Source organism: Zhihengliuella sp. (genome assembly GCF_031178195.1).
Taxonomy (GTDB): Bacteria; Actinomycetota; Actinomycetes; order Actinomycetales; family Micrococcaceae; genus Zhihengliuella.
In genome coordinates this window covers 89291-108800 of record NZ_JAPSJL010000001.1, presented here as the reverse complement: position 1 = coordinate 108800, position 19510 = coordinate 89291, and the positions used below count along the sequence as shown (strand labels likewise).

Sequence of the window (19510 nt, the reverse complement as noted above, 5' to 3'; positions counted from 1 at the left end):
CGGACGCCCGCCCGGGATCCCCTCGATGCCGCAGGGCTCCGTGAGATGCCGTAGTGGCACAGGTGGGGCAGCGGGGCGCCCGGTCCGGCCCGGCCGACCCCGTGAAATGCCTGTCCGGCCCCGCCGCCCCTGTGAGATGCCGGTCCAGCCCCGCCGCCCCTGTGAGATGCCCCTCCAGCACGGTTTCCGGGGCGAAACCGGTGCTCGAGCGGCATCTCGCGGGAGCCTCGCGGCGGTCGCGGACTTAGGATGTCGTCATGCCCAAGATCGTCGACCATGCGGCCCGTCGCGACGAGATCGCCCAGGCCGCCTGCAGGGTGGTCGCCCGGCGCGGGCTCGATGGGCTCACGCTGCGGGACGTCGCCGCGGAAGCGGGGTTCGCCAATGGCGCCCTGAAACCGTACTTCCCCACCAAGACCGAGCTCGCGCGCGCCACCTACACGTACGTCTTCGAGCAGACGAACCGCCGGATCGACCGGTCGGTCGCCGACGCGTACGGCATGCTCGCCCTGGAGCGGTTCGCCCGCGAGGTCCTCCCGCTGGACGCCGAGCGTCTCGACGAAGCCCGCGTGGTGCTGCCGTTCTGGCAGCTGGCGCTGCACGAGCCCGGGCTCGCCGAGATCAACGACGGCGCCATGCTGACCTGGCGCGGCCGGATGCGCGCCTGGATGCGCGAGGGGATGGCAGCGGGCGAGATCCGGCCCGACCTCGATGTCGACCCCGCCGTCGAGTCCCTCCTGAACTTCCTGCTCGGCGCGCAGGGCGCGGCCGTGCTGGACACGTCGTTCAACTCGGTCGGGCACCTCGAGCAGCAGCTGGGCGTGCAGCTCGGCCACCTCCGACCGGAGGTCCGGCAGGGCTCCTAGGGGCAGCGCGCGGGAGGGCTGGGTGTGACAAGCCTGCCCGCGTTGTCTACATTGGGGCTACATCCACTCGTGATCCATACCACAGGGCGCCCTCATGTACCAGCTACACACCGCCACCGACTTCGACGCCTGGCAGCGACTCGTCTCGAACTCGTTCGTGCCCCTGGAGGCGCGCCCCGTGACCGGGGGCGGCTTCCGCGGCAGCGTTGGCGGCGGGACAGTGGCCGACGTGGGCATGATGCGGATCGACGCGGCGCCGCAGCGCGTCGAGCGGACCCCTGCCCGCATCGCGGAGGAGCGGCGCGGCTTCTACAAGCTCAGCATCCAGCTCAGTGGGACGGGGCTCCTGGCGCAGGATGGCCGGGAGACGGTGCTGCGCCCCGGGGACCTGGCGATCTACGACACCCAACGGCCCTACACCATCACCTACGAGGAGGAGTTCTCTGCCTTCGTCCTCATGTTCCCGCAGCACATGCTCGGGCTCTCGGCGCCGGACGTGGCCGAGTTGACGGCCGTCGCCATGGGCTCCGACCAGCGGCTCGGCGGAGCGATCGGGCCGTTCCTGCGGCAGATCGGCGGACTCCTGCCCACGCTCGACGGTCCGATCGGCCACCGGCTGGCGACCAACACCGTGGACCTGCTCGGTACGCTCCTCGCGGACGAGATCGGCAGCCGCGACACCTCCGAGGCGCTCTCCCGCGGCCGCCAGCTCCGGCGCGTGCAGCACTTCATCGAGGGCCAGCTCGGCAACCCGGACCTCTCGCCCGGCCTGGTCGCGGCGGCGCACTACATGTCCACGCGGACCCTGCACAAGCTGTTCGCCGACTCCGGCCACACCGTCGCCGAGTGGATCCGCACCCGCCGACTGGAGAACTGCCGCCGCGACCTCGCCGACCCGCTGCAGGCCGAGGTGCCGGTCGGCGCGATCGGCGCCCGCTGGGGCCTCATCGACGCCGCCCACTTCAGCCGCTCCTTCCGGACAGCCTACGGCGCCTCGCCGGCGGCCTACCGCAAGGGCGTGCACGGAGTGGCAAGCCACTGACGCTCTACGGCTAGAGAAAATAAAGTGAGGCGGACCACACTGGGATTCGGCGCACCGTCGCGTCGACCGCTATCCCCAGGAGGCCCCCATGCCCGAAGCGACTCGAACCGGAGCAGGACCTAGCCGCAGACCCACCCTGCGCGCATCGTCGTCCACGTCTCCCGCCGCGGCCGACGCCCTGCACGCCGCCGCGCACGGCACCGCCGCACCCGGCACCGACGGTTCCGCGGGCCTGGGCCGCCGTCGTCTCGGCGTCCCGGCGCTGGCCTTCATGATCATCGCGGCCTCCGCGCCGCTGACGGTGGTCGCCGGCGGCGTCACCAGCAACTACGCGGTGACCGGCCTCCTCGGCATCCCCCTGTCCTTCCTCGTCCTCGGCGTCGCCCTCATGGTCTTCGCCGTCGGCTACACCGCCATGAGCCGCTGGGTCACCAACGCGGGCGCGTTCTACTCCTACATCTCGCTCGGCCTGACCCGCTGGGCCGGCGTCGGCTCCGCCTGGGTCGCGCTCGTCGCGTACAACGCCATGCAGATCGGCATCTACGGGATGCTCGGCTTCGTGCTCTCGTCGTTCCTGGCCGGCACGTTCGGCGTCACGGTCCCGTGGTGGACGACGGCGCTTGCCGGCTGGGCCGTCGTCGGACTCCTCGGCATCAACAAGGTCGACCTCTCGGCCAAGGTCCTCGGCCTCGTCGTGGCCCTCGAGTTCCTGATCGTCTTGGTGTACGACGTCGTCGCGCTGGGGGCCGCCCCCGAGGGCCTCACCACCGCATCGCTCGAGCCGGGCGCGCTCTTCTCGGCGGGCGTCGGCGCCGCGCTCGTCTTCAGCATCGCCGCCTTCATGGGGTGCGAGTCCGGCGCGATCTACAACGAGGAGGTCGAGGACCCGCGGAGCACCGCCCGCCGGGCCACCCTGGTCGCGATCGTCGTGATCGCTCTGTTCTACGCATTCTCCGCCTGGGCCATGGCCGTCGGCGAGGGCGACTCCGCCGTGGTCGCCCGCTCCGCCGAGCTCGGCCCGGACCTGATGTTCGTGTTCCTGGAGGGCCGGGTGGCGGGATGGTTCATCGTCCTCGGGAACCTGCTGTTCATGACCAGCGTGCTCGCTGCCCTCATTGCGTTCCACAACGTCATTGCCCGCTACCTCTTCTCGATGGGGGGCGAGGGCGTCCTGCCGCGGATCCTCGCCCGCACCAACCGCGCCCAGGCGCCCGTGGCCGGGTCGCTGGTCCAGTCGGCCGTGGCCCTCGCGGTCATCGTCGCCTTCGCCGTCGCGGGGGCCGGCCACGAGCTCGGTGCACTGTTCCCCGTGATCACGCTCTTCACCTGGCTGACCAACATGGGTGCGCTCGGACTGGTCGCGCTGATGACCCTGACGTCGTTCGCGGTGGTCGGCTTCTTCCGCCGGCACCCCCGCAGCGAGGGCGCGTGGACTGCGTTCTACGCGCCGCTGCTCGCCGGCGCCGCCCTGCTGGTGCTGCTGTTCATGATCCTCGCCAACTTCGGGGTCCTCATCGGTTCCGAGGGCGGCGTGCTGAGCTGGCTGCTGCCGGCCCTCGTCCTGGCCGCCGGCGCCGCCGCCTCGCTCTGGGCACTCGGCCTGCGCCGTCGTCGTCCGGACGTCTACGAAAGGATCGGCGCCGGGACCGGCCGATGACCCCGCCGCGCCCGGCCGGGCGCGCAGCGAACGGCGCGCGCTGGTCCAAGACCGGTGCGCCTGCGGGCAAGACCCGCGCAGCGCTCGTCGACGACGATGGGCACCGGACCTCCCTTCCCGCCGATCAACGCACCACTCACCCCCCCTCCAACCCGCAGGAGCAACGATGACCACCGAGACCGAGTCACCCCAGGCCCAGTCACCCCAGCCGACCCGGGACCAGTCCACTGGATCCGCCCGCTTCAGCACGGCCGCCGACCTGCTGGACGCCGTCCAGCCCGCCACCGGCGGCCGGGAGATCCTCGACCCGGCGACGGGCGCCGTCGTCGGACGTGCCCCCGAGGCGACCGCCGAGGACCTCGAGGCCGCCATCGCTGCGGCCCGCGCCGCCCAGCCGGCGTGGGGAGCCTGCAGCCACACCGAGCGCAGCGCGGCCCTGAACGCCGCCGCCGACGCGGTCGAGGCCAATGCGGAGGCCCTCGCCGAGCTGCTCTCCCGCGAGCAGGGCAAGCCGCTCAACGGCCCCAACGCCCGCTTCGAGGTCGGGGCCTGCGTCGCCTGGCTGCGCGCGACCGCCGGCTTCGAGCTGGAGCCAGAGGTCCTGTTCGACGACGAGGGCGGCCGGGCGGAGCTCCACTACCGGCCGCTCGGCGTCGTCGGGGCGATCGGGCCGTGGAACTGGCCCATGATGATCTCCGTCTGGCAGATCGCGCCCTCGCTGCGCATGGGCAACGCGGTGGTGGTCAAGCCGTCCGGCAACACGCCGCTGTCCGTCCTCGCCCTGGCGCACGTGATGAGCACGGCTCTCCCCGCGGACGTGCTGCACGTGGTGGCCGGCCGCCGCGACGTCGGCGCGCTGCTGGTGGAGCACCCGGACGTCGCCAAGATCATGTTCACCGGCTCCACGGCCGCGGGGAAGAGGATCATCAAGGACTCCGCGGATACGGTCAAGCGCGTGACCATGGAGCTCGGCGGCAACGACGCCGGCATCGTCCTGCCGGACGTGGACGCGCGGGCGATCGCCGAGGATCTCTTCTGGGGCGCGTTCATCAACACGGGCCAGACCTGTGCGGCGCTCAAGCGCCTCTACGTCCACGAGGACGTGTACGACGACGTCTGCGCGGCCCTCGTCGAGGTCGCCGAGGCGATGCCGATGGGCGTCGGCCTCGAGGAGCAGAACGTCCTGGGACCGCTGCAGAACCGGGCCCAGTACGACGTCGTCGCGCAGCTGGTGCAGGCCGCCAGGGACGCCGGAGCGCGGGTCCTGACCGGTGGGAACCCGGACGGTTCCGCTCCCGGCTACTTCTACCCGGCGACGCTCGTGGCGGACATCGACAACGACAACCCGCTGGTCGCCGAGGAGCAGTTCGGGCCGGCGCTGCCGATCATCAAGTACTCCAGCGTCGACGACGCCGTCGGGATGGCCAATGCCCTCGAGGTGGGGCTCGGCGGCTCGGTCTGGTCGTCGAATCGGGAGGCTGCCCTCGAGGTCGCCGCGCGGATCGAGGCCGGCACGGTCTGGATCAACAAGCACGGCGCCGTGGATCCGCGGATGCCGTTCGGCGGCATGAAGCAGTCGGGCTTCGGCCTCGAATTCGGGGTCGAGGGGCTCAAGCAGCTGGGAGCGCCGCAGGTCATCAACTACTGAGGCCGTCGACGAATCAATCCGGCGTATCTCTGTCCGCAGTTCCCGGTCCTCGCCCGGGGCCGCGGGCAGTGCCATGCCCAGAATCAGGCGAGGACGCCGACTTGTCCTCCACAGGTCTGTTGCCGGGCGTTGCCGTGCACAGTGGTGCCGGCCGTCCGGGCGCCCCACCTGATGGCGGGCGAGGATGGGTACATGGATTTCACCGGAGCGGATGGGGCGGGCGGAGCGTCTGCGGCAGCAGCGGCAGCTGCAGACGCCGCGTCGGCTGCCGCGCCTGTTTCTTCCGCGTCGACCGGCACGGCGGCGTCCACCGTGGCCGCAGGCTCGACGCTCGGGCGCTCTGGCCTGGTGGAGCGGTGGGAGGCCTTGGGTGTGGTGGTTCGGGAGCTTCTCGCGGAGACGGCCGAGGCGGTCTGCGAAGGTCCGTGGGATCCGGGGTCGGGGGCCCGGCTGGTGCACGTGCTCGAGGGTGTGGGCCGGGGCACGGATTTCGGGCGGGTGCTGGGGGCGCGGGTCGCGGAGGAGGCCGATCTCGCCGGGGCCGGGGCTGGCGGGACGGGGCGGGGGTTGTCGGAGTTCAAGAGCACCGCGGACTGGTACCGGCACGCCGAACGCGTCACGACCACGGAGACGAACCGGCGCCTGAACCTGGCCGGGTCGTTGCTGCCCCGCCGTGCGCTCACCGGTGAGGCGTTGGTGCCGAGGTACCCGCACCTGGGTGAGGCTGCTGTCGCCGGGGAGGTCTCCGCGGAGGCTGCGGTGATCGCGGTGCGCTGCCTGGACCGGGTGGGCCCGCGGGCCGGACAGCTCGGCCCGGACGCGGTGCGGATGTGGGAGGCGATGGAGGAGAACCTCGCGCAGGCGGCCCGGCGTTTCGATCCGCGCACTGTCGAGGCCGTGGCCCAGCAGTGGGAGGTCGCGATCGACCAGGACGGCCTCGAGCCCTCCGCGGCGGTCAAGCAGTCCCAGCAGGGACTGTTCTACAAGGGCCGGCGGCAGGGATTGCACCGGTTCCACCTGAACGTCACGACCGCGCAGTTCGAGATCCTCCGCACCGTCACCGGCGCCGCCACCAACCCCCGCACCACCCGCAACAACAACGACAACAACGACGAGGCGACCGGAGCGAAGGGACCTGCCGCCGGCGGGCCCGCCGCCGACACGGACCGGCCGGGAGCAGACGGTCCGCTCTCCGACGCGGCCGCCGATGCGGGCCTCATTGGCTCCACGGCCGGCGGGACGGGAACGGACGCCGGTGGCGGCGTCGACGGACACGAGAATGAGAACGAGAACGAGAACGGGCGTGGCGACTTCGCGGCCGCCACGGAGAAGACGGCCCGGACGGGCACGAGGAGCGGCGTCGGCATCGACGCCAACGGACACGAGCACGGGCGTGAGCACGAGCACGAGCACGAGCGCGAGAAGGATCATGGCGGCTCCGCGGCCGGCGACGGCGAGACGACCGCCGGCGCCGCTGGCTCCGCTGGCTCCGGCCCTGATCCTGATTCTGATCCGGGTCCCGGTGCTTCGGCGGTCCCGGTGGCGTTCCTCCCCGAGCCCGGCGCCGCGCTCGCGGATGATCGGTCGAGGGCGCAGCAGGAGCTCGACGGGATCCTCGCCGCCCTGAACATCGCGTTGGCGACGGACCGGCTGCCCTCCACCGGCGGCCAACGCCCCGTCGTCATGGTCACCATCGACCACCAGACCCTGCTGCACCAGGCGAACGGAATCGACGGGCCCAACGGGCTCAGCGGCCCGGCCGCCCGACCCGGCCCACCGGGCGACTCACCGGATGACCCACCGGGCGACTCACTGGCTGAGCCGTCGGGCGAGTTATCGGATGAGCCGTCGGGTGGTTCGTCGTGGCGGCTGCCCGTCAGTCGGGGCGTCTATACCCCGATGATGCCGCCGGCGCAGCTGCGGGAACTGGCTTGCGATGCGGCGGTGCTGCCGGCCGTGCTCGGCGGCCACGGCCAGGTCCTGGACCTCGGGCGGGCCCAACGGACCTTCACTGCCGCCCAACGCCGCGCCCTGACCATCCGCGACCGGGGATGCACGTTCCCCGGCTGCACGGTCCCGGCGACCTGGTGCGAGGCCCACCACGTCATCCCCTGGCACCAAGGCGGGGCCACCGACGTGTCCAACGGGGCCCTGTGCTGCCTGTTCCACCACACCCTGGCCGACAACAGCACCTGGGACATCGACACCAGCACCGGCATCCCACTCTGGCGACCCCCGGCGACCGTCGACCCGCAGAGACCCCTGATGCGCAACCCCTACTTCCACCCCGAAACAGCCGACCAGACAGCACTCCTGCCCCTCGACCCACCCGAACCGACACCCATCCCCTTCTAGGCAGTTCACCCGATCCACTCGATTCGTTGGGGTCGGCCGGCAGTGAGCCGGCCGACAGTGAACGAAGAGGGAACCCGGTCTCGAAAGAGTCTGATGAACCAACACGAGGCGGTGGCCCAGACTCCGGCGGCAGGCGACGGGGTGGTATGACGGATCTCACTCCTCGAATCGGTATGGCCACGGCGACTTGGTCTGTTGACGCGAAGGACACTGCTTCCCGACCGACAGGATCCCTCCATGACCGTCGAAACCACGATGACCCGCCCGCTCGCCATCGACGACGAAGCCGCTGACCTGCTCTTCCGTGAGGCCCGCAGCATCCGCACGTTCTCGGACGAGCCGGTCTCGGCCGAGCAGCTGGCCGAGATCTACGAGCTGATGAAGTTCGGCCCGACGCTCATGAACAACCAGCCGCTCCGCATCACCTGGGTGGAGCCGGGCGAATCCCGCGAGCGCCTTGTCCCCGCCATGGCCGAGGGCAACCGTCCGAAGACGCAGTCGGCTCCCGCCACTGCCATCCTGTCCTTCGACACGGCGTGGACCGAGCACTTCGCGGAGGTCTTCCCGCACGCCCCGCAGGCAGTCGAGATGTTCGCTGAGGAAGGCGCCCGGCTCGAGGTCGGTAAGAACAACGCCTGGCTCCAGGCCGGCTACTTCATCATGGCCGTCCGGGCAGTGGGCCTGCATGCCGGTCCGATGGCCGGTTTCGACGCAGATGCCGTCGACGCCGCCTTCAACGAGGGCACCGGACACCGTTCCTTCATGGTGATCAACGTCGGCCATCCGGGCGAGGACGCCGTCCACGAGCGCCTGCCGCGGCTGACCCCCGGCGTCGCAGTCCGTACCGTCTAAGTCGGCGCGTCACTCGACGCATTCACCGCGCGGCTCACAGGTAGCCCCAACGTCCGCCCTCTCGCACGGCGTCCTCCCGAGTGGAGACTCCGAGTTTCGCGTAGAGGGCGGACGTCTGCGTCTTGATGGTGTTCGTCGAGACGAACAGCTCCTGGGCGACCTGCGGCCGGGACTTGCCGTCAGCCAGTGCCGACAGGATCTCGCGCTCCCGTACCGTCAGGGAGGGGCGCCGCTCGCCCGGATCCTGCTCCGTCATGGCCAGTCCGTCGAGTCGGACCTCCCACGCCGGCGGCAAGAGACCCTGATCGCGGATCAGGTCGCGAGCCGCCGTCGATCTCCAATAGGGGACCAGCCCCAGGAGGGGTAGGCCCGCCGCGACGTGGTCCCGGACCACGGCCTCGATCTCCACGGGGGAGTTCCGCATCGCCACCGCGATACCGGTCAGGAGCCGTTGCAAGCGGGGAGCCAGCGTCGGGTCGTCGACATGCCGGAGCGCGGAGGCCAGGAGCCGTTTGTCATCGAACGCGACCGCCAGCCACGCGTCGCAGACGATCGCCTCCGGCATGCCCTCCATCGTCGAGCGCACGAAGTCGCGGGCCTCGTGCGGTCGATCGCCGGCGAGAAGTGCCTCCGCACGCAGAACGGCGAGAGCCCGTCGGGACAGCGGAGCCGTGGCCTGGCGGCGGCGTTGCCGCACCACCGCGGAGAGCGTCTCGCCGGCGAGGCTCGGGTGGCCCTGGAGCCGTTGCAGCCGGACCCGTGCCAGCACGCTGAACGGCCACAGCTCTGCGATCTCCGGCTGGTGCCGCAGACGCTCCAGGTGCTCGGCCGTGGCGGTGCGGTCGAGCTCGTCGAGCGCCAGCAGCGCGCGGGCGACGTTCGCCTTGTCCCGTGCCCGTGGGATGTTCCAGCACTCGAGGGCGGCCACGTGCTCGAACCGCTCCAGCCACCCGAGCGCCGCGTCGCGCCCGCCGCGCTCGGCTTGGACCAGAGCCGCCGTCGCCGCAGCCTCCGAGGCCGAATAGGGGTTCTTCCGCACCCCGCTGTGGTGCCAGGCGAGCTCGAAGGCCTCGAGGGCGCGCTCGGCGTCGTCGATCAGCAGCAACGAGAGCCCCGCGTGGAGCGCCGCGACCGAGAGATCGCTGCCCTGATCCCCGCCGGGCAGCGTCGACGCGAGCGCCAGGGACCTCCGTGCGGTTTTGGCCGCGTCGTCATAGAGTCCGATGGTCCGCTCGTACATCGTCAGCAGCGTCAACCCGTTCAGGGTCAGCACGTGATCCCGCCGCGGGGAGTGGCGGAGGGTCAGCCGCAACTCCTCGAGCCCCGGCGGGTGCTCGGGCACGTCGACGAACTGCAAGGGCACATCGCGCCGGAGCGGACCCAGGAGGTCCAGCAGGATCCGGCCGATGACGTTCTCCCGATGCGCCTCGGCGAAGCGCTCGGGCACCAGGCGCACGGTCTCCATGAGGAACTGCGGATCCGTGTTGAGCAGCCGGGGCCACGCACGCCGCGCGAGGTCGGAGGCTGCGGTCCAGCGCCGGTGAGTCACCGCGTAGCGCAGGGCCTCCACCGGTCCCGCCTCCGACGCCAGGGCGCGGGTGGCGGCGTCGAACCGGAGGCCCGCATCGGGCTCCCGGGTCCGCCGCACCTGCCCGATCACGGCGGTCTGGATCAGGTCCGGCACCCGCCCCTCCTGCGCGAGCCCCGCGCGGACGGCCCGGTCCAGGAGCCCGGGGCCGTCGTCGTTCCCCGTCAGGGCCGTCAGGAGGCCGGGGGAGAGCCGGGGCAGGAATCCGGCATCGAGCAGGAGCTCGGGCTCGTCCTGCGCCAGGAGCCAAGGCAGCCACGCGGATTCGACGGCGGGGAGCAGCTGCTCGGCGCGCTCCGTCATCGGGAGGGCGGACGGGGCCGTCAGGAACGCGAGGCCGTGGAGCCAGCCGCCGACGTACCGGCGCGCCTGGTCCACGACTGGCGCGAAGGCCTCCGGGGCCGTGGCGTGCGGGCACAGGGAGGCCACGGCCTCGTCGCGGGTGAGCATGAGCATGCGGGGCCCCAGCACGAAGCCGCCCAGGGCCCGCAGCGCGGCCTCCGCAGCGGCTTCCGGAGGCAGGAGCACGCACGCCGCCTCGCCGGGGTCGGGCCGGCCGGGCAGGTCGACGCCGGGAACGCGCGCGTCGACGAGGAAGGGCCGTCGGCCGAACTCCGACGCCTGCCAGCGGATCCACCGGGCGGCGAAATCGAACTTGCCCGAGCCGAGGGGTCCGCGCAGGCCGACGAGGCGCACGTCAGGAGCTACAGTGTGGAATCGCGTCCAGACCGGAATCGTCCCCGCGAGCCTCTCCTCCACGATGCGTCGCCTCCCCCGGATCCGGCTGGGCGGAACAGCCGGTATCCCCGAGGGTACGTCGCGTTGGGCACGGGGGAACCGGGGAGGGCGGGGTATTGACACTTACTTGAGCCTTTAACCCTTTTCCTCACCCCCTCCCGTGCCGGCGGTCGGGCTGGTGCGAATCGTCGCTCGTGGACTCCTGCTCGGGGCTAGCCGGTGTAGGTCGCCGAACCGCCCGTGAAGTTGTCGCTCGTCCACGAGAGAGTGACCGAGCCGGGGGCCGGCGGCTCCTCGGGCGTCCGGAGGGTGTAGGTCGGCAGCGAGAAGCTGTGCGTCCCGTCCCGGCCGGTCACGACGCCCTCTGAGTGGACGAAGATGAAGACGCCGTTGGTGGAGTCCGGGTTCGTCAGGACCCACCCCGCGTTCAGCGTGAGCGTCTGCAGGGTCGTCCCCGCAGGCGCCGTGACGGTGAGGGTGATGGTCCCGGTCGCGACGCCGGCAGCCAAGCCGTCCGCCGTCGCGGTCATGAAGGTCTGCTCGACCTGGAGCCCCGCCCCGTTGTAGCGGAAGGACGCCGGGTAGGTCAGTTGGCCGCCGGTGGAGGGGCTGGCGGACGCGGCTGGCGCCGAGACCGCGGCGGCGATGATCGGCACGGACCAGGCGGCTCCCGTGAGGACTCGCCGTCGGCGGATCCCCGGGGGTGTCCCGGTGGCGTGGAGGTGCGTGACTGAGGTGGTGTCGAGTGTATCCATGCGCACCAGTGGACTGCCGCACGGGGGCTGCGCGGCCGGGCGGACCGGAAGAAGGCGGTCCTTCATCCGTCTTTTCGCCCTCCACGGCTGGGTCTCACCCCGCCGGTCACCCTCCGTGGCGGAGGGCCGGGGCCAGCACTAGACTGAGGATCGAAAGTTTGTTCGATGGATGACGCGGGGCGTCGAGGAGGTGCCATGGAGTCGTCCGACCACGCGGCGGGTACGGTCCGCCCGAAGGCCGCGACCGGGTTCGCGTCGCCGGCCGGAGACTACTACGACGGCGGCATCGACCTGAACCGGCACTTGATCCCGGACCGCACCAGCACGTTCGTCATGCGCGTGACCGGCGATTCCATGGCCGCCTCGGGCATCTCGGACGGCGACGAGATCATCGTCGAGCGCGCCCGCACGCCGCGCCCCGGGAACGTCGTGGTCGCCGTCGTGGGCGGTGAACTGGTCGTCCGTCGGCTCCGGCACGACGGCGAGGGCGGCGCACTCGAGACCGACCCCCTGCCGCCGGGCGAACCGGCGCTCGAGCGCATCGCCGGCGGGTTCGTCGTCTGGGGCGTTGTCACCCGGAGCCTGCACCGGCTATGAGCGGGCACCTCTTCGCCCTGGTCGACGTCAACAACTTCTACGTCTCCTGCGAGCGCGTCTTCGACCCGGGTCTGGAAGGCCGCCCCGTCGTCGTACTCTCCAACAACGACGGCTGCGTCGTGGCGCGCAGCGCCGAGGCCAAGGCCCTGGGTATTCGCACGGGTGCGCCGTGGTTCAAGCTGGCGCCCCTGGCCGAGCAGCAAGGGCTGGTCGCCCGGTCCAGCAACTACGAGCTCTACGGCGACATGTCGGCGCGGGCGATGGAGGTCATCGGCCGGTTCGGCGCGTGGCAGGAGATCTACTCCATCGACGAGTCGTTTCTCGGCCTCCCTGACGGCGACGCGACAGCCGCTGTCGAGGCCGCCCGGACCGTGCGGGAGGCCGTTCGTCGCCACGTGGGCCTGCCGGTCTGTGTGGGCGTCGCCTCCAGCAAGACGCTGGCCAAGTTCGCCAACCACGTGGCGAAGAACAACCCGGGGTTCGGCGGGGTCTGCTCCCTGGGCTCCATGCCCGCCGAACAGCTGCGACGACTGCAGGAGCGGCTGCCGGCCACCGAGGTGTGGGGTGTCGGTCGGCGCAGCGGCGAAAAACTCGAGGGCCTGGGCATCAGCACGGTCGCCGATCTCCGCGACGCCGACCCCGCGTGGATCCGGCGGAAGTTCTCCGTGGTGCTGCAGCGCACCGTGCTCGAGCTCAACGGGACCCCGTGCATTCCGCCGATCGACGAGCGGGCCGATGCCCACCAGATCATGTTCTCCCGCTCGTTCTCCCAGCCCGTTGGCTCGGCCGCCGAGATGCGCGAGGTCATGGCCGTCTACGCCCAGAGCGCAGCCTCCCGACTCGCGTCCCGTGGACTGCGCGCCAGCGTGGTCACCGCGTTTGCCGGGACCAGCCGCTTCGCCGCCGGGCCCGCGTCGAATCCCACCGTGTCCGTGCCGCTTGCGGCCCCGACAGACGATCCGATCGAGATCGTCCGCGCCGCCGTCAACGCCCTCGGCGGGCGGGTGGCGCCGGACGCTGCGTACGCCCGCGCGGGCGTGGTGCTCTCCGGCCTGACCCCTGCCGGCGCGCCGCTGCAGCAGGAGCTGGACCTGTTCTCCGCGCTCGCCGCTGACCACGACAGTCCGGCAGGCGCCGCTTGCCCGGACGAGGCGCCCCAGCTCAGCGAGGTCCTCGGGCGCGTCAAGTCGCGTTTCGGTCAGACTTCCATCGGGCTCGGCCGGGGCGGCCTCTCCGAGCCCGCCGCGTGGAGCATGCGGCGGCAGTTCTCCTCGCCGAAGTTCACGACCGAGTGGAAGGACCTCCCGCTCGTGCGCGGATAGCGGAGAGAGCGGGACCGGGACGAGAAAGCGGCCGGGAGCTGATGCTCCTGGCCGCCCGCTCATACTGCAGCATGCAGGGGCGCGCTGGGCGGGGCGCCTATCGTGCGGCGCCGGCTGTCGGCAGGGGCTGGGCCGTCTGGACGGAAGCTGGAGCCGGGGCTCCGTCGCCGCCGAGTACGGCGACCGTTTCGGGCGAGTGCTGACGCTGGAATTCGGTTTCGTCCTCGTCCGTGAGCTTGCCCGCGAAGGCGCGCTGCATCACGCCGCGGTCGAACTGGTTCTCCCACTTGGCGACGACGAAGGTGGCAACGCAATTGCCCAGCAGGTTGACGGCGACGCGCATGGAGTCCATGAGGCGGTCAGCGCCCAGCATCAGGGCGACGCCGGCGACGGGGAAGATCCCGAGTGCCGCGGCCGTCGCCGAGAGTGCCAGGAACGAGGAGCCTGGCACGCCCGCCATGCCCTTGGAAGTCAGCAGCAGGATCCCCAGGGCGGCGAGCTGCTGGCCGATAGTCAGGTCGTGGCCGAAGGCCTGCGCCAGGAAGAGGACAGCGATGGAGAGATACATGGCGGCGCCGTCGAGGTTGAACGAGTAGCCGGTGGGGATCACCAGGCCCGTGGTGGCCCGGGAGCAGCCCGCCCGTGTCAGCTTCGTCATGATGCGGGGCATGACGGCCTCGGTGGAGGCAGTGCCCAGCGCCAGGAGGAACTCCTCGCGGGTGTACTTGATGAAGGACCAGAGCGGCACGCCGGCCATGACCCAGGCGACGACGAACAGCAGGCCGATGAAGATCAACGCAGCTGCGTAGCAGGCAGCGATGAGCTTGGCGTAGGTGCCGAGCGTCTCGATGCCGTACTGGCCGATGATGAACGCCATGGCCCCGAAGGCGCCGATGGGTGCGACCCGCATGATCCAGGACATGATCTTGAAGACGATCTCCAGGACCAGTTCGAAGATGTTCAACAGCGGGCGGCAGCGGTCCTGGCCCAGGACGATGACGGCGATGCCGAAGAAGACTGAGAAGAAGAGCACCTGGAGGAGCGAGTTCTCGGCGAAAGCACCCAGCGCGCTCTCGGGAATGACGCCGAGCAGGAACTCCGAGGCACCGTGCGGCTGGGCGCCCCCTGTCTTCTCATCCAGGGCCTCCTGCGACATCGTGGCCGGATCGATGTTCAAGCCCTTGCCGGGCTGGACGACATTGGCAACGACCATACCGAACAGGAGCGCGAAGAGGGTTGCGCCGGTGAAGTAGATCAGGGCCTTGACTCCCACGCGGCCCACGGATTTCACATCGCCCACGGCGGCGATGCCGGTGACGATGACCAGGAAGATCAGCGGGGCGATGATCATCTTGATCAAACGTATGAAGCCGTCTCCGAGCGGCCTCAGCTGCTCGCCGATCGTCGGCCAGAAATGGCCGATCAGCACCCCCGCGACTACGGCGATCAGGATCTGGAAGAAGAGCGACTGATGCAGTCGCCGCTTCTTGGCCGGCGCCGAACTCGCCTTCAGCGTGGCCTCGTGTGAAATCTTCATCGGTCGGAACCCATTCGTTCGATTGTGAGAGGCCCGTCACATCTGCGGCGGGCATCTCAAAGGTAGGCGGGCGGGAGAGATTTCACAAGAGGATAATCAATTTCCACAATACGGAATAGTAGAAGCGGGCTCCGTGGAATGTTCTCCCGGCGGAGAACGGAAAAAGGAAGGTCAGGTCGATTTCCGGCCAACGACACATAGAAGCGGGCCGTGCCCGCAGCGGTCTGATCCCCGGAGGGATCTGCCCGCCGCGGGCACGGCCCGCTGGTTTTCATTGGGTTACTTGAACTCCACCACCTCGGCGCGCGCGTCGAGGGCGTTGTGGTGATGCAGCAGCAGCGCCTCGGCTTCAGGCTTGGGCTTGCCCTTGCCGTTCTGGCCGGCCGGGCTGGTGGCCACGGTCGCCTCGAGGGTGCTCTGGGGCAGGTCCGCGAAGAGCAGTCCACCGAAGGAGACCTCCGGGGAGACCGGGTTGTAGCCGATCCAGTCGGTGGCGTCGACGGGGATGGAGCGGCCGTCGTCGTCCGTGTAGTAGACGCTGTACGTGGCGACGCGGTAGTTGATCTGCTGGTCCTCGGTCACCCCGAGCGCGGCGAGCGATACCGGCAGGCTGGCCACGTTGGAGTCGAACAGGTTCGTGTCCGTTTCGCCCTGGGCCAGGTTGACCGGCCAGACGTCGACGTTCTCGCCGGATTCGGCGTCGAAGGTCGCCGCCACGTCCAGATCGATGTCGTCGTAGCGCGTGGTGACTGTGTAGAAGTCCGCGGTGCCATCGAGGTCGACGTCGAACTCGGCGTTGATCTCGATGCCGCCGGCCAGATGCGCCCACTGGTCGTGGGTCGCGACGCCGATGCTCAGCACGCCGTCGGCCGCGCCGACCTCGGAGGCGTCCGAGTTGGCGCCCACGAAGGACAGGTCCATCTGGTTCGCGCCCGGCGTCGTCGAGTCCTGCTGGTCGCCGGAGCTCGCGCCGAGCTCGAAGGGCGAGACGAGCGAGGTGATGCTCTCGGAGCCCTCGCCCTGGTCGACGCCGCGGCCGGAGAGCTGGATCGAGGCCTCGCCGTCGCGGACCTTGGACTTCTTCGCCGCCTCCATCGCCGCGACCGGCTTGGGGGCCGCCTGCACGGGGACGCGCAGGGTCGGGACGGAGTCCGCGCGGAGCTCGACACGGCCCGTGGCGTCGGCCAGCCACTGGCGGGCCAGGCCCTGCTGGGTGGCGTCCATGGTCGGGTCCATGGTCTTGGCGAACTGTGCCGGGTCGATCGTCAGGGTGACGTCGAGCGTGGCGGTTCCGCCAGCGGGAACGGTGACGCTGTCAGCGCTCAGCGAGTAGGCGGCACCCGGGATCTCCGTCGCCGCCTCGTAGGAGAGGGCGTAGGTGCGTTCGACGTCCGAGAGGTTCTGCACGGTCACGGACTTCGTCGCCGTGTAGGCCTCGGTGCCCAGCTCGATCACGCCGAAGACCAGCGAGGTGCGCTCCGGGGCGTCGGTGGCGTAGGCCAGGGCCGGGGTCTGCAGCGCGGCGTCGGCGACCACGCGGCCGGCGCCCACGCGGTTCGGCCCATAGACCTCGCCCTCGGCGGTCTCGAGGTCCGCCGTCGCGGTGTTCATGAGCATCGACTTGACCTGGTACGGCGTGTAGTCGTCCGCGCCGTAGAGCAGCGCGGCGAGGCCGGCCACGTGCGGGGTCGCCATCGAGGTGCCGGTCATGACGGCCTGGCCGCTGCCGGTCGCGACGCCCACCGAGCCGATGGAGGTGCCCGGGGCCGCGACGTCCGGCTTGACCGTGCCGTCGCTGCCGTGGATGCCTCGCGAGGAGCTCGCGTTGAGCGTGTCCAGGGCGCCGGACTCCGCCTTGGTGGAGCCGATCCACTCGGCGTCCAGGCGGATCTGCAGCGTCCCGGCCTCGGCGGCCGGGCGCAGCTTCTCCGAGAAGGTCTGGTTCAGCTGGATGCCCGGGATGGTCGCGTTGCCGGCGATTCCGGCGTCGAACACCAGTCGCGGGGAGTCGAGGACGACGCCGGCGCCGCCGGCGGCCTCGATGTTGTTGAAGCGCTGGGCGGAGCCGCACGGGAAGGACCCGTCCTCCTCCCACTGGATCCAGACCCACTTGCCGCCCAGATCGGTGCCGGCCGGCCACGGGTCGCAGCCGAACGCGTTGTCCGCGGGCGCCATGACGACCTCGCCGGTGAGCTGCTCCTCGGTGGCCGTCTGGTAGTCGAAGTTCCGCGAGTACTGGCCGGCGGCGCGGCCGGCGACATCGGCCGGGGCGAGCACCTCGGCACCGTCGAGCGTGACGGTCGAGCCGACGCTGTTCGCCACGGTCAGCGCCGACGCCGCGTTGCCCGGGGAGCCGCCCACGTTGGTCACGTCGCCGGCGTTGCCGGAGGCGACCACGGAGAGGATGCCGACCTCGGAGAGGGCGTCGACGATGTCGTTCTCGGGGTCGTCGACCGGCGAGTGGTCGGAGCCGAGCGACATGTTCACGACGTCGGCACGGTCGGAGAAGTCGCCGTCGCCGTTGGGATCCAGCACGTAGTCGAGGGCCTGTCCGACGACGGCGGAGGAGCCCTCGCAGCCGAAGACGCGGATGCCGACCACCTGGGCCAGCGGGGCCGTGCCGGGGCCGACCTTCAGCTCGGCGACCTGGGCCTCGGTGAGCGAGGAGTAGTCGCCGCGGAACGTGGTCCCGTCCGCGTTCACCCCGTAGCCGGCGGCGCTGCCGGCGACATGGGAGCCGTGGCCGGCGGACGCGCAGTCCAGCGGGTTGGGGTCGGGGTGGGGGATCGGCTGGTAGCTGTCGGCGCTCGGGTTCGCGTTGTAGTCGTCGCCGGTCAGGTCCCAGCCCCCGATGAACTTCGCGGGGTCCAGCAGCCCGGAGTCCGGGCCCGGGAGCTCGGTGGAGGCCTGTGCCTGCTCGTAGGCCTCGCGGGTGCCGGGGCCGCCGAACCCGGCGTGCGTGTAGTCGACGCCGGTGTCGAGCACCGCGATCGTGGTGTCCTCGCCCGTCGCGCCGAGGTCCTGCCACGCGTTCAGGGTGCGGGTGTCGACGACGGCGCCCGCGTTGCTGGGCGTCTTCGGGGTGATGGCGCTGACCTTCACGACGTCGTCGCGTTCGGCGAGGGCGCGGAGCTGCTCCGCGTCCCCGCGGAGCGCGACGCCGGGGAGCGTGTTCGTGGTCGTGTAGATGACCTCGGCCTTGGCAGCCTTCGCGGCGGCCTTGCCCTGGGCCTTGATGTTCTTGCGGATCTCCTTGACCTTGGCCGACTTGTCGACCGGCTTGCCGTGGCGCTTCAGGACGGCCTCGGGCTGCGTCTGCTCGTAGGCGCCTTCGCCTGCGAACTGGACGAAGACCGAGACCTCTCCCTCGGCGCGGGCGAGCGACGGCGACAGTGCGGCGTCGTGGCCCTTCAGCGAGGTGCCGGAGATGGCATCCGCGGGCGGGTCCGACGGCGTCGCCTGGGCCGGCGAGGCCATGGTCACCGCGAGCGCGAGGCCCGCGGAGGTGGCCACGGCCCGCGACAGGCCGCGGGCGGCCCGGCGGGAACGGTGCGAGTGGGACATGCTGCTCCTTGGATTCAGGATTCGCGCACGTCGTGAGGCGGCGCGGGAGGCCGATCCGGGCGTGATGCACGGGCGGCCTCCGCGAGCCAGCCTAGGTGACCTCGATCACTTGTCAAGGACTTCTTTGATATTTACGGTGCGAGGAGGGGTGTCTCAGCCCTGCCAGAGAGCGTCGAACGGCGCGTTGGACTCCACGCGACGCTCGATGCCACGGGTGACGAAGGCCTTGGCGGTGCGGGCGGCCTCCAGCGGCGTCGCACCCTTGGCCAGCTCGGCGGTGATGGCTGCAGCCAGGGAGCATCCGGCCCCGGAGACGGCGACCTCGCCGATCTTCGGCGCGCGGAGGACCTCCAGCGTCTCGCCGTCGTAGAAGACGTCGACGGCGTCCCCGCCGGCGAGGCGGACGCCGCCCTTCGCGAGGACCGCCGCCCCGGAGAGCTCGTGGATGCGCTTGGCCGCGGCGGCAAGGCCGTCCTCGTCCCGGATGCTCAGTCCGGAGAGCTGCTCGGCCTCGAAGTGATTCGGCGTGACGAACGTGGCCAGGGGGAGCAGCTCCGCCTTGAGCGCCTCGTCGGTGTCGAGCGCGTGGCCCGGCTCCTGGCCCTTGCAGATCAGCACCGGGTCCAGGACGACGTGCCGCCAGTCCTGGCCCTTCAGGGCGTCGGCGACGGTGCCGATCGTGGCCGGGGAGCCCATCATGCCCAGCTTCACGGTGTCCAGCCGGCCGCGGTAGCACTCCTGCACGGCTTCCAACTGGTCAGCGATGACCTGCGGCTCCACCGGGACGAACCGGTGGTTCCAGTTCTCCTTCGGATCGAAGGAGACGATGCAGGTCAGGGCCACGATGCCGTAGGTCCCCAGCTGCTGGAAGGTCTTCAGGTCGGCCTGCGCGCCGGCGCCGCCCGTCGCCTCGGAACCGGCGATGGTCAGCGTGACGGCGGGGGCCGTGGCGTAGTCGGTGGAAGTCATGGCCCCCATTTTAGGGGCGG

Annotated in this window: 13 protein-coding genes; 8 read left to right on the top strand and 5 right to left on the bottom strand. The window is 70.9% G+C overall.

What is annotated here, in order from left to right:
• Positions 1 to 257 precede the first annotated feature (257 nt).
• From RIN46_RS00430 to RIN46_RS00405, 6 genes are all read left to right on the top strand, one after another.
• Positions 258 to 866 carry a TetR/AcrR family transcriptional regulator gene (locus RIN46_RS00430; protein ID WP_309080759.1) on the top strand — a complete coding sequence of 203 codons (609 nt, stop codon included), beginning with the start codon at positions 258 to 260 and terminating at the stop codon, positions 864 to 866.
• A 94-nt stretch (positions 867 to 960) separates the two neighbouring features.
• Entirely contained in the window at positions 961 to 1908 is a 948-nt protein-coding gene (locus tag RIN46_RS00425) for a helix-turn-helix domain-containing protein (protein WP_309080760.1), read from the top strand.
• Positions 1909 to 1996: 88 nt separating this feature from the next.
• Entirely contained in the window at positions 1997 to 3565 is a 1569-nt protein-coding gene (locus RIN46_RS00420) for an APC family permease (protein ID WP_309080761.1), read from the top strand.
• A 166-nt stretch (positions 3566 to 3731) separates the two neighbouring features.
• Positions 3732 to 5213 (top strand): aldehyde dehydrogenase family protein, encoded by a 1482-nt coding sequence (locus RIN46_RS00415; protein ID WP_309080762.1) that lies wholly within the window; start codon positions 3732 to 3734, stop codon positions 5211 to 5213.
• A 312-nt stretch (positions 5214 to 5525) separates the two neighbouring features.
• A complete protein-coding gene (locus RIN46_RS00410; protein ID WP_309109428.1) occupies positions 5526 to 7568 on the top strand; it encodes a DUF222 domain-containing protein in 2043 nt (680 codons plus the stop codon).
• A 237-nt stretch (positions 7569 to 7805) separates the two neighbouring features.
• The gene (locus tag RIN46_RS00405; RefSeq protein ID WP_309080764.1) at positions 7806 to 8420 is read left to right on the top strand and encodes a malonic semialdehyde reductase; all 615 of its coding nucleotides are present in this window, start codon (positions 7806 to 7808) and stop codon (positions 8418 to 8420) included.
• 34 nt (positions 8421 to 8454) lie between these two features.
• Here the strand turns inward: RIN46_RS00405 and RIN46_RS00400 are convergent, their stop codons facing one another.
• Positions 8455 to 10704, bottom strand: a complete 2250-nt coding sequence (locus RIN46_RS00400) for a LuxR C-terminal-related transcriptional regulator (protein WP_309080765.1) — start codon at positions 10702 to 10704, stop codon at positions 8455 to 8457.
• 254 nt (positions 10705 to 10958) lie between these two features.
• Positions 10959 to 11501 (bottom strand): hypothetical protein, encoded by a 543-nt coding sequence (locus tag RIN46_RS00395; RefSeq protein WP_309080766.1) that lies wholly within the window; start codon positions 11499 to 11501, stop codon positions 10959 to 10961.
• Between the two features lie 195 nt (positions 11502 to 11696).
• Between RIN46_RS00395 and RIN46_RS00390 the strand changes: the two genes are divergently transcribed.
• Together RIN46_RS00390 and RIN46_RS00385 are read left to right on the top strand one after the other, a co-directional pair.
• Positions 11697 to 12098: a S24 family peptidase gene (locus tag RIN46_RS00390; protein WP_309080767.1), complete on the top strand. Its 402-nt coding sequence runs from the start codon at positions 11697 to 11699 to the stop codon at positions 12096 to 12098.
• Entirely contained in the window at positions 12095 to 13420 is a 1326-nt protein-coding gene (locus RIN46_RS00385) for a Y-family DNA polymerase (protein WP_309080768.1), read from the top strand. Before RIN46_RS00390 ends, RIN46_RS00385 begins: the two co-directional genes overlap by 4 nt.
• 97 nt (positions 13421 to 13517) lie before the next feature.
• On the opposite strand, the gene dctA is transcribed toward RIN46_RS00385, so the two are convergent.
• The 3 genes from dctA to RIN46_RS00370 form a co-directional block, all read right to left on the bottom strand.
• The gene (gene dctA, locus RIN46_RS00380; protein WP_309080769.1) at positions 13518 to 14957 is read right to left on the bottom strand and encodes a C4-dicarboxylate transporter DctA; all 1440 of its coding nucleotides are present in this window, start codon (positions 14955 to 14957) and stop codon (positions 13518 to 13520) included.
• 279 nt (positions 14958 to 15236) lie between these two features.
• Positions 15237 to 18521 (bottom strand): S8 family serine peptidase, encoded by a 3285-nt coding sequence (locus RIN46_RS00375; RefSeq protein ID WP_309080770.1) that lies wholly within the window; start codon positions 18519 to 18521, stop codon positions 15237 to 15239.
• Positions 18522 to 18674: 153 nt separating this feature from the next.
• Complete coding sequence (locus tag RIN46_RS00370; protein WP_309080771.1) at positions 18675 to 19490, bottom strand: hydroxymethylpyrimidine/phosphomethylpyrimidine kinase; 816 nt, start codon at positions 19488 to 19490, stop codon at positions 18675 to 18677.
• Positions 19491 to 19510 lie beyond the last annotated feature (20 nt).

Coding starts and splice junctions, on each gene's coding strand:
- RIN46_RS00430 (WP_309080759.1), top strand. CDS start 258: ATGCCCAAGATCGTCGACCATGCGGCCCGTCGCGACGAGATCGCCCAG.
- RIN46_RS00425 (WP_309080760.1), top strand. CDS start 961: ATGTACCAGCTACACACCGCCACCGACTTCGACGCCTGGCAGCGACTC.
- RIN46_RS00420 (WP_309080761.1), top strand. CDS start 1,997: ATGCCCGAAGCGACTCGAACCGGAGCAGGACCTAGCCGCAGACCCACC.
- RIN46_RS00415 (WP_309080762.1), top strand. CDS start 3,732: ATGACCACCGAGACCGAGTCACCCCAGGCCCAGTCACCCCAGCCGACC.
- RIN46_RS00405 (WP_309080764.1), top strand. CDS start 7,806: ATGACCGTCGAAACCACGATGACCCGCCCGCTCGCCATCGACGACGAA.
- RIN46_RS00395 (WP_309080766.1), bottom strand. CDS start 11,501: ATGGATACACTCGACACCACCTCAGTCACGCACCTCCACGCCACCGGG.
- RIN46_RS00390 (WP_309080767.1), top strand. CDS start 11,697: ATGGAGTCGTCCGACCACGCGGCGGGTACGGTCCGCCCGAAGGCCGCG.
- RIN46_RS00385 (WP_309080768.1), top strand. CDS start 12,095: ATGAGCGGGCACCTCTTCGCCCTGGTCGACGTCAACAACTTCTACGTC.
- dctA (WP_309080769.1), bottom strand. CDS start 14,957: ATGAAGATTTCACACGAGGCCACGCTGAAGGCGAGTTCGGCGCCGGCC.
- RIN46_RS00375 (WP_309080770.1), bottom strand. CDS start 18,521: ATGTCCCACTCGCACCGTTCCCGCCGGGCCGCCCGCGGCCTGTCGCGG.
- RIN46_RS00370 (WP_309080771.1), bottom strand. CDS start 19,490: ATGACTTCCACCGACTACGCCACGGCCCCCGCCGTCACGCTGACCATC.